The sequence below is a fragment of the Streptomyces sp. NPDC006385 genome, from assembly GCF_040612485.1.
In the GTDB taxonomy this organism is placed as follows: Bacteria; Actinomycetota; Actinomycetes; order Streptomycetales; family Streptomycetaceae; genus Streptomyces.
The window spans coordinates 64,830-74,841 of sequence record NZ_JBEXQG010000044.1; the positions used below are offsets into that span (position 1 = coordinate 64,830).

Genomic DNA, 10,012 nt, shown 5'->3' on the forward strand with positions numbered 1-10,012 from the left:
GAGCCGAACAGCCAGGGGGAAGCGGGATGGGCTACTGGGGGTACTTCGTGGTGGGCCGGGCCGAGCGGCCGCTGGCGGAGCTGGACGCGCTGTCGGGTGCCGAGGGCATGACCCTGCGCGAGCGGGCGCCGGGCGGCTGGCAGGTGTGGGAGTACCCGAGCGGGGACGGCGCGATCGGGAACATGAACGACCTGGCCCGCGAGACGGGGGCGCCCGCGCTGTTCGGGTACGTCATGGACAGCGCCTCGGTGGTGGTGGAGGCGGCGGCGCCGCAGAGCGGGGCGTGGACGACCTGTCTGGCTCGGGCCGCCATCGCCGGGTACCTCGGCGCCGGGAACGACGACGAGGGCGAGGGGGACGACGGGGACGAGGGCCTCACGCTGGAGGACTACTTCCTCGAACCGGACGACGCCGCCGAGCGGGCCGTCGTCTGGGCGGCCGAGGCGGGGCACGAGGTGAACGCCGAGTCGCTGATCGACGTACTCACCGCTGATGCGGACCCCATGGCCGAAATCCTCTTCTTCCGGCTGCTCGACCGGCTCGGTGTGGTGCCCCTGTGACACTCCGGCGCCGTTGCACGCAGTAAGGGGAGGTGCGGGCTCCGTTAAGGGCGGGGCCCGCCAGGGTCTTGTGCGGGGACCCGGATCCTCGAAGACGACCCGCTTAGGGAGGCGTGGATGAGCCTGGTGGAACTGATCGCTCAGGCCGACGAACGCGGACTGGCCGCCAGCGGGTTGGCTTGTTTGGATCGGTGCGTGCCCCTGCTGGGCGGGGACGACGAGGTGCTGCGGCCCCTGTGGGCGAACCTGGCGATGGGCGGCGACCCGGCCGCGTGGGGTGAGCTGCTGGAGCAGGTGCGCGTGAAGCTCGGTGTCGCCGAGGTCATGGACGACGAGGGCGTCGAGGACGAGGCCGCGCTGCTCGCCCGGCGGATGCTGGCCGCCGCCCCGGCCGTACGGTCCGCCGCCGAGGCGCGGATCTGGGCCGACGCCTGCTCGGTCGCCTCGCTGCAGATCCACCGCCTCCTCGACCCCGCCGAGGACGACGTGGCCTCGGCCGCGGCCCTGCCCCAGGCGCTCAACTCCGTGCGCGTGGGCGGGGTGCCCGGCGCGGGCCGTCCGGAGGGCATGTCGCCGCTCGTCGCCGCCGAACTGCGCCGCCAGGTCAGCGTCCTGGAACTGCTCGCCGGGCACGGCGCGGGCGGGCTGCGCCGGGCGCTGGAGGTGTCGACGGAGGGGCGACGGGTGCTGCGCGCGGTGGTGTCACGGCGGGCTCGGGGGCGGGGCTGACACGGGGCTTCACCGCACGGTCGGAACTTCCTTCACTCCCGGGTAAACCCGCCTCCTGAGGGAGTCCTGTGACCGTCCTGGGGGTGAGGTGCGGCGGTCCTGCACCGGTCCCGGGCAGCCCTCGGATCCGCGTGACGAAAAGCAGTTGGGCCGCGCTGCCAAGAATGTGACGACTCAGCAGGAGACCAGGCCCTCAGCCGCGACGAAGCCGGTGCGGTGGGCGGCGGACGCCGTGTCGGTGATGCGCGAGGGGGCGCGGCTGCGGCTCGACTACTCGGCGCAGAGCCTGTGGCGGGTCGACCGGATGATCGACGGTCTGCGCCGCGAGGGGACGCCGTACGGCGCCGTGGAGACCACCCTGCGCGGTCTCGGGGCGTACGCCGGTGAGGTGATCGCCCGTCAGACCGGCGCCGAGTGGTGGGCGTCCGGCGGTGACCACTGGATCCGTACGTCCGACGGACGGCTGTGGGACCCGATCGACGAGGCCCGGCGGTGTTTCGCGGGCGACGGCTCGCTGCGGCTGCTGTGCCGGGACGCGACACGTGGCGGGCCGCGGTAGCGGCCCCTGGACCGACGGACGAACCGGAACCGGAGCCCCGTGCGGTGCACGGGGCTCCGGCCTTGGGACGAGGCGCGGTTACGGCGTCAGCGTCTGGCCCAGGTGGGCGCCCGCCGGGGTGCCCAGCGGGGTCCTGCTGTAGATCGCGGTGTGGCTGAAGCCCAGGCCCATGCTGTTGCTCGGGAGGTACATGAGGATGCCGTTGCCGGAGTCCTCGCCCTCCACGCCGAACGTCAGGTCCGCGCGGCCGTAGCCGGACAGGTCCGTCAGTGAGACGGCGGAGCCGACCAGGTCGCCGCTCTCCGCGGTACCGGGGACGCCGGAGGTCTCCTGTGAGATCCGGGTGGAGCCGGTGCCGGTGAGGCCCGACGACGTGCCCTTGACCAGCAGCACGTCACCCGCGTTGGACTGGTTCACGCCGCCGCGCGGGAAGTCCTCGCCGGGGATGCCGGTGAGGGCGTCGGCGAAGCCGTCGGCGTTGTAGTCGCCGACCGAGACGGAGGCGCCGAAGTTGTCGCCGGACTCGTTGCCGCCCGCGACGCTCGTCGTGTCCTGGTGGATCGTCGTCATGCCGGTGGTGGTGAATCCGCTCGACGTGCCGGGGACCATCGTGATCTGGCCGCCGGACCTGCCGCCCGACTCCGACGCCACCGGCTGGCCGATGACGATGTCGTCGTAGCCGTTGCCGTTGACGTCGCCCGCGGCGAGGGAACGGCCGCCCTTGACCGAGATCACACCGGCCTTGGTGAGGCCGGTCGCCGAGCCCGCGAAGCGGACCACGCGGCCGATGCCGCCCGTGTCGCGGTAGTTGAGGGCGACGTCCGCGTAGCCGTCCCGGTTGAAGTCGCCGGTCGCGGCGTCCAGGTGGGCGACGGAGCCCGTGGCGGAGGTCAGGGTGCCGGTCGCCGTGGCGCCGCCGGTCAGCCTCGCGTTCCAGTTGCCGCCCTTGCCGGTGCCGGCCGCGAACACGTCCGCCTTGCCGTCGCCGTTGAAGTCGCCGACGGTGACCGTCGAGCCGAGCTTGGCGCCGGTCGCCGTGACCGTGCCCGACGTGGTGTACGAGAAGCCGGTGTCGAGGGCAGGGCCGTACAGCACCGTCACCGAACCGCGGTCGGCGTGGCCGCTGGTGTCGTCCTCGCCGGGTGCGCCGATCGCGAGGTCGGCGTAGCCGTCGCCGTTGACGTCGCCCCAGGTCGTCGAGGCGCCGAAGTTGTCGCCGGACTCGTGGCCGCCGGGGACGCCGGTGCTGTTCTGGGTGATCGTCCGCTTCGCGGCGGTGACCGGGCCGTCGATGCCGCCCGGGACGACGGTGAGGGTGCCGCCGTTGCTCAGTGCGCGGGGCGTGCCGGCGACCAGGTCGCTGATGCCGTCACGGTCGACGTCCGAGGTGGGCAGGGCGTGCGAGATGCCCGGGGTCTTGGCGACCTGGGCGATCCGGCTGAGCCTGGGGTAGAGGTTGGCGCCGGGGCAGGCCGTGGAGTTGGTGTCCCGGTGGCCGAAGACCCGCGGCAGCGTGACCGACGTGCCCTCCGGGATCTTGTTGCCGCTGTAACCCTGCGGGACACCGGACGTCAGCGTCACCTTGCCGGTCGGGTCGATGCCGTACATCCCGAACTTCCAGGCCACGATCCGGGAGATCGCGTCCATGCCGGCGCGGCTCGGCGTGGCCTTCTCGAAGTTGCCGAGGTACGAGATGCCGACCGTGTCGGTGTTGAACCCGGCGTCGTGCGCGCCGATCACCGGCAGGTCCATGCCGCCGCTGCGGCCCTCGAAGATCTGGCCGCACTTGTCGACGACGAAGTTGTAGCCGAGGTCGAAGTAGCCCTGACTGATGTGCGCCTGCTGGATGGAGCGCAGCCGGGCCTTGGACTCGGCGCAGGACAGGGTGTTGTCGCTGTCGATACCGGTGTGGTGGATGACGGCGGCCTTGATCTCGGTGCCGTACTCCGGCGTGCCGTCGTAGTCCGTGGACGCGCCCCACTCGGCCTGGGTGATCACCGGTGGCTTGACGACCGTCGAGGGCCGGGGCGCGGGGACCGTGGAGGTCGGGGTGGGGGAGGCGGTCGGGGACGCCGGGTCGGTGGGCGTCCCGGGGCCGGTCGGGGTCGGTGAGCCGGGTGCCGTCGGTGCGTCGGTCGGCGTCGCGGACTCGGTCGGCGTCTCCGTCTGCGGGGCGGTCTCCGACGGCGGGTCGGCCGGCACCGGCGACTCGGTCGTGGGTGCCGCGGCCGTGGGCTGCGCGGTCTCCTCCGCCGCGAAGGCGGCCGGCTCCAGCTCGCCCTCCGGGTCGGTGCCCGGGTCGAGCAGCTTGACGTCCATGCCGGCGGGCTGGCCCCCCAGCTCGGTGCCGTCCGCGTCGACGACCCGCACCTCGATGCCGTCGGAGTCACCGGTCCACACCGACTCCGTACCGCCGCGCAGGGCCGCCCGCTCGCCCTCGGCGCCGTCCGCCTGGCTCGGCTCGACCGCCACCTTCTGCCAGCCTGACCACGTGCCGGTCTCCAGGTCCCGGGTGCGCACCTCGGGGGTGCCCTTGGTCTCGGCCTGGGGGTCGTTCCAGGTCAGCACCACCGCGCTGAAGCGCTCGGTGTCCTGCTTGGCCAGGCCCTTGCGGCCCGAGCCCCGGTCCTTGAGCTTCAGCGTGTGGACGGACGGCTTGCGGCCCTCCGCCTTGGCGTCGGCCGGCGCGGACGGATCCGCGATGGCGTAGGTGACGACGCCGGCGCCGCTCAGGACGACGGCTCCCACCGTGAGCCAGGCCCGTCTCTTCAGGCTGAGCGGTTTGTACGCATGGGTCCTGCGAGGACTCAACTGTCCCACCCCTAGGAAATGGTCACGAATGCATCACCTGTCACACAGGTGTGCATCACCCACAGCGCACGGGGATCACGAAACGTCACTCGGGCATACGTTCGCAGGGCCGCAACGGAAGGCGGGGCCGGGTCCGTGTCGGACGCGGCCCCGCCGGTTGTCGGGGTGTCAGCCCGCCCAGACCTCGGCTTCGTCGGCCGGGACGGTGGTGGCCAGGCCCAGCTCCTTGCGGGCGGCGACCGTCTTGTTCGGGTCGATGCCGGCGAAGGCCGGGTCGTAGGCGATGTAGAACGCGTCGGCGTCGGCGGCGCTCGCGGCCTTCTTCCAGTGCTCGGCGGTCTTCGTGAGCTGTTCGCGGAGCTTGCCGACCTGCGTGCCCTCGATGCCGTTCAGGCCCTTGAGGTGGGTGTCGAGGGCGGTCGCGACCGCCTTGGCCTGCGCCTTGTAACCGGCCAGATCGTCCTCGACGGTGTCCTTCTCGGGCTGGTTCGTCCACAGCGCGTCGTAGACGGCGTTCGAGCCCTTGAGGAACGTCGTCTGCTCGGGCTTGAGGGACTTGGCCTCCAGCGAGCCGGTGAACGTGCCCGATTCCTTGTTGTACGTGCAGCTCACGGCCCGGTCACCCGTCGCCCAGCTCTGCGCGGTGGGCGTGTAGTAGAAGGCCGCGACGCCCTTGGGGAGCGCCCAGGTGTCCGGGGCGAACTTCGCCGCCTCGACCGGGCAGCGCTTGTCGGCGATCGCCGAGACCGCGTCGTCGCCGGGGTACTTCTTCTCTCCGGTGATCTGGAAGTCGGCCGCGACCTGACCGGTGTGGGCCTCGTCGCAGGGCACGATCTCGACGAGGATCTCCTCGTCCTCGCCCTTGTTGTTCGGGTTGTAGCAGTCCCCGACGTGCAGCGTGAACACCGACCGCTGGCGGGCCACCTTCTTCGCGCCGTCCTTGGCGCTGTCGACGGCATCCGAGACCTCCGAGCACCCCGCCGCGCCGATCGCGAGCAGGGCGACGGCGGCAGATATGCCGCGAAGGGAACGATAAGGGGCACGGATAGCCATGACGTGTACATCCTCTTATGAGAACTTTATGTTGATCGCGCGCATCGTATGCCATCGCTGTGACGGGCCGGCGCTGCCCTTTTGCGTCTCTGCGTCTCTGACTCGTGGTGGGTGGCGATGGTTGTAAGCGGGCGGGGCGACACGCGCCCTGTGACATTTCCGCGCGGCCGGGCGCTGTTGACCGTGGGGGAACGTGGGCAAGGGTGGCCGTATCCCGAGGTACGGATTCGCCACGAACCAGTACGGACGAGGACAGTTCTTGGGCCGAGGAGGGGAACCCCGTCGGGTGCACGCACACGACGGGGAATTGGGCGCGGCCGTCGCGCGGGCCCAGGAAGGTGACGAGGCCGCCTTCGCGGTCGCGTACCGCTTGGTGCAGCCAGGACTGCTCGGGTACCTGCGCGGGCTGGTCGGGGACGACGCGGAGGACGTGGCGTCCGACGCCTGGCTGGAGATCGCCCGGGACCTCGGCCGGTTCAAGGGCGACGGGGCCGGGTTCCGGGGGTGGAGCGCGACCATCGCCCGGCACCGGGCGCTGGACCATCTGCGTCGGCAGAAGGTACGGCCCCGCTCCTCGGCGCTGGAACAGGACGTACTGGATCTGCCCGGCCCGCACAGCACGTACGACCAGGCGCTGGAGTCGATCTCCACGGGGCACGCCCTGGAGCTGGTCCGCGGGTTGCCGCGGGACCAGGCCGAGGCCGTGCTGCTGCGGGTCGTCGTCGGCCTCGACGCCCCCGCCGCGGCACGCGTCCTCGGCAAGCGCCCGGGCGCGGTGCGGACGGCGGCGTACCGGGGCCTGAAGCGCCTGGCCAAGGAGCTGGGCGCCGAGGGTGTGACGGATGACGGGCCCCGGACGCTGGGGGAATCGAAATGAACAGTGAGGGTGACGGCGGCGGTCAGGGCGGCACCTCGGCGCTTCGGTGAAGTGGGCGGGGTGAGCGCTGAGTCGTACGGGCTCCGGTGACGTACAGGCTTTACGGACCCGTCGAGTCACGTTGTCCGCGGGCCGCACGGGTCACGTGGAGCACATCGAGCAGGTCGGACAGGAACGGGAAACGGACATGGGTGAACGGCAGAGCGGCGGCGGGTCCCCCGGCCGTCGGCGTGTGCACCCTGACGGCATGCCCTCCGGCCACGCGTCCGGCCCGGCCGTGCTCGACGCCGCCGCGCTGGAGGCGCTGCTCTCCGCCGCCGTGCTGCGCGGGCACCGCCTGGACGCCGAGGGCGAGCAGCGTGCCGTGGCCGCGTTCCGGGCCGCCCGGGCGGCGGGGGCACACCGGGCGCGTACCCGGCGCCGGGACGACTGGCGGCCCCGCGAGCAACGGCGCCTCGCCCGCTCGGTGAAGACCGTGCTCTCCCTGTTCGCCGCGAGCCTCGCGCTCGGCGGTGTGGCGTTCGCCACGATCGGTTCGTCCGACACGCCGGACACTCCCGTCGGCGACAGGGACAGGAGCACCCCGTCGGCCGACGTCCTCGACCGGCCGGCCGCCGAGCCCTCCGCCGAGGCGTCCGACGCCGCCACCGGCAAGCCGGGCCACCCTTCCACCGCTCAGGACGCCGAGGCCAGGTGTCGCGCCTACGACCAGGTCAAGGACCGTGGCAACGCGCTGGACGCGACGGCCTGGAAGCGGCTCGTCACCGCGGCGGGCGGCGCCGACAGGGTGGACGCGTACTGCGCCGAGCAGCTCGCGTCCGCGCCGACCGAGCCGGGCAGGAGGGCCGACGGCAGCGGCACGCCCACCGGCGGACAGGACCGCAGCGAAGAGAAGGCGTCCGGCAAGGGCGCCGGGCAGACCCCGGACGTGAACACCGGGCAGATCCCGGACGTGAACACCGGGCAGATCCCGGACGAGACCTCCGGGCAGAACTCCGAAAATGGCACCGGCACCGGCAGTTCCGAGAAGGGCACCGGGAAGAAGGACTGACGTCACGGCCCGGGGCCGACGTTGCGTTCCGCGGTGCCGGAGTCACCGCAGGGTCACGGCGGCGCCGAGGCGACGGCCGGGGCCGCCACCCCCCACAGGAGAGGCCCCGGCCGCCGCGCGGCACGGGCCGCGCGGCGGCCCGTACTCTCTACAGCGCCAGGACTGCGTTTTCTGTCACACCCAGACGGACACATTTCCCGTTTCCCGGGTAGTTGCGTGTTGTACGGACATGGACGAGCAGCGCTTTCAGGCCGTAACGTGCCTTTCGCGCCGGACGCGGAGGGTGTATGACCACCGCAACGACCTGCGGTCTTGGTACCGCGACCATCAACTTGAGGTATCCAGTGCTGGGGGACGACGCGGAGCTGACCGCCGCGGTGCTTGCTGCACAGGACGGGGACGAGACCGCGTTCCGGACTGTGTACCGCTCCGTGCACCCGCGGCTGCTCGGGTACGTACGGACGCTGGTCGGCGACCCCGACGCCGAGGACGTCGCCTCGGAGGCGTGGCTGCAGATAGCGCGTGACCTGGAGCGGTTCAGCGGGGACGCGGACCGCTTCCGCGGCTGGGCCGCCCGCATAGCCCGCAACCGCGCGCTGGACCACATACGCATGCGCGGCCGCCGCCCCGCCATCGGCGGCGACGAGACGGAGCTGACCGGGAAGGCGGCCGAGTCCGACACCGCCGGCGAGGCCATGGAGGCCCTGGCCACCGACGGCACCCTCTCCCTCATCGCACGGCTGCCGCAGGACCAGGCCGAAGCCGTCGTCCTGCGCGTCGTCGTGGGGCTCGACGCCAAGACGGCCGCGGAGACGCTCGGCAAGCGACCAGGTGCCGTACGGACGGCCGCGCACCGGGGTCTGAAGCGGCTCGCCGAGCTGCTCGGCGACGATCCGGAATCGGCCGGGGTGCTCGACGCCCTGCCTCCCCAGCGAGAACCGCGCGGCCGCGCGGTGACGTCCGCGAGTGTGACGCAGATGCGTTCGCGGACGCAGAAGGATGTGTGATGGCCGACGAGCTGTACAGGTGGCTGGACCGCGAAACGGCGGAGCGTTTGCTGCGCGGAGAGTCACTCGAAGCTGTCGACACGGCCGATCGCGACCAGGCCGAACGGCTCGCCAAGACGCTTGAGTCGCTGACTGTCGAACCCCCGCCGAGCAGTGCGGAACTCCCCGGAGAGGCCGCCGCGTTGGCGGCGTTCCGCGCGGCGCGGGCGGGCCGTGACGACGTTGCCGTGCCCGTCGGCCACCGGTCCCGCTCCGGCGCCTCGCGCGCCGCCGACGACGGACTCGTCCGTATCGGCGCGCCCGCCCCGGCCGCCCGTCGCCCCCGCTGGGGCCGTCCCCTGCGGCTCGCCCTCGCCGCCACGCTGGCCGTCGGCATGGTCGGCGGGGTCGCGGTCGCGGCCGGAACCGGAGTCCTGCCGGAGCCGTTCGGCGACGAGGAACCGGCCCGCCCGGCCGCCACGGTCTCGGCACCGGCACCGCAGGAACGGCCGCTCGTCTCGCCCTCGCCGGAGAGCACCGGGCCGGACCGGCACACGCCCGACGGCACCTCGAAGGCCCCCGCCGGCCCCGGCGCCACCCAGGACACGGCACCATCTGGTGGCCCCACCGGGGACCGTGAATCCGCCGACGAGGAGCGGGACGGGTCGTCCGGCGGCTGGTGGAAGGACTTCGCCTCGTCCTGCCGCGACATCCGTGACGGCAAGGAGCTGTCCCACGACCGCCGCCGTGACCTGGTGAGCGCGGCGGGCGGCTCCCAACGCGTGCCCGAGTACTGCAAGAAGGCCCTCAAGCTCGTCGCCGAGAACGGCGAGACCGGCGAGAACGGCAAGAGCGCCGAGAACGAGCGGGACAAGGAACGGGGCAGCGTCCCGGGCGCGGGCCGGGGCGAGGACGACGACGACTCCGGCGACCAGGGCGGCGAGGGCCCAGCCCGGAATCTCGTGGGCAACTCCGGCAACTCCGGTAACTCGAAGCAACGCCGGTAACTCGGGCCGCACGCGCAGCGCCGGGCAAGCCACCACGAGCGTGGCCGATCTCCTGTCGGACCGCCTCGCCGTGCTCACGCCCGCGTCACCGAGCCTGTCGTCCAGCGCGCTCTGAGAGCCGCAGCCGTTCCCTGCACAAGCCGCTGACCTGCGATTTTTCCTGCCTTGGAAAATTCCTCGTGCGAGGAGTGACACTTTCGGCCCCGGTGGCGCTGAAATGAGTGAGCCGACTGGTCATCGGCCGTCGCACAGAGCCGGGGTTCCCCCCGTACCTGCGGCTCGTGCAAGTGGTTCTACGACCAGGTCCACCTCGGCGACCCCGTCACCGTCGTCAACTCCACGGACACCGTGGCGGTCAACAACGGCTACGGAGCCTGGA

The 10,012-nt window shown here is 72.4% G+C and carries 9 protein-coding genes; 7 read left to right on the forward strand and 2 right to left on the reverse strand.

Annotated features, from left to right (window positions below):
* The first annotated feature begins 26 nt into the window (after positions 1 to 26).
* The 3 genes from ABZ078_RS28595 (at position 27) to ABZ078_RS28605 (ending at position 1,848) form a co-directional block, all read left to right on the forward strand.
* Positions 27 to 560 carry a hypothetical protein gene (locus ABZ078_RS28595; protein WP_356579865.1) on the forward strand — a complete coding sequence of 178 codons (534 nt, stop codon included), beginning with the start codon at positions 27 to 29 and terminating at the stop codon, positions 558 to 560.
* Between the two features lie 117 nt (positions 561 to 677).
* On the forward strand, positions 678 to 1,289 hold the full coding sequence (locus tag ABZ078_RS28600; protein WP_356579867.1) for a hypothetical protein: 612 nt from the start codon (positions 678 to 680) through the stop codon (positions 1,287 to 1,289).
* 166 nt (positions 1,290 to 1,455) lie between these two features.
* Complete coding sequence (locus ABZ078_RS28605) at positions 1,456 to 1,848, forward strand: hypothetical protein (protein WP_356579869.1); 393 nt, start codon at positions 1,456 to 1,458, stop codon at positions 1,846 to 1,848.
* Positions 1,849 to 1,926: 78 nt separating this feature from the next.
* On the opposite strand, the gene ABZ078_RS28610 is transcribed toward ABZ078_RS28605, so the two are convergent.
* Together ABZ078_RS28610 and ABZ078_RS28615 are read right to left on the reverse strand one after the other, a co-directional pair.
* Positions 1,927 to 4,659, reverse strand: a complete 2,733-nt coding sequence (locus ABZ078_RS28610; RefSeq protein ID WP_356579871.1) for an N-acetylmuramoyl-L-alanine amidase — start codon at positions 4,657 to 4,659, stop codon at positions 1,927 to 1,929.
* 168 nt (positions 4,660 to 4,827) lie between these two features.
* A complete protein-coding gene (locus ABZ078_RS28615) occupies positions 4,828 to 5,712 on the reverse strand; it encodes a septum formation family protein (protein WP_356579873.1) in 885 nt (294 codons plus the stop codon).
* A 259-nt stretch (positions 5,713 to 5,971) separates the two neighbouring features.
* Here ABZ078_RS28615 and ABZ078_RS28620 point away from each other — a divergent pair, with 259 nt between their 5' ends.
* The 4 genes from ABZ078_RS28620 (at position 5,972) to ABZ078_RS28635 (ending at position 9,633) form a co-directional block, all read left to right on the forward strand.
* Positions 5,972 to 6,589 carry an RNA polymerase sigma factor gene (locus tag ABZ078_RS28620; protein ID WP_356579874.1) on the forward strand — a complete coding sequence of 206 codons (618 nt, stop codon included), beginning with the start codon at positions 5,972 to 5,974 and terminating at the stop codon, positions 6,587 to 6,589.
* Positions 6,590 to 6,836: 247 nt separating this feature from the next.
* A complete protein-coding gene (locus tag ABZ078_RS28625; protein WP_356579876.1) occupies positions 6,837 to 7,640 on the forward strand; it encodes a hypothetical protein in 804 nt (267 codons plus the stop codon).
* A gap of 344 nt (positions 7,641 to 7,984) precedes the next feature.
* On the forward strand, positions 7,985 to 8,647 hold the full coding sequence (locus ABZ078_RS28630) for an RNA polymerase sigma factor (RefSeq protein WP_356579884.1): 663 nt from the start codon (positions 7,985 to 7,987) through the stop codon (positions 8,645 to 8,647).
* On the forward strand, positions 8,647 to 9,633 hold the full coding sequence (locus ABZ078_RS28635; RefSeq protein ID WP_356579878.1) for a hypothetical protein: 987 nt from the start codon (positions 8,647 to 8,649) through the stop codon (positions 9,631 to 9,633). Before ABZ078_RS28630 ends, ABZ078_RS28635 begins: the two co-directional genes overlap by 1 nt.
* Positions 9,634 to 10,012 lie beyond the last annotated feature (379 nt).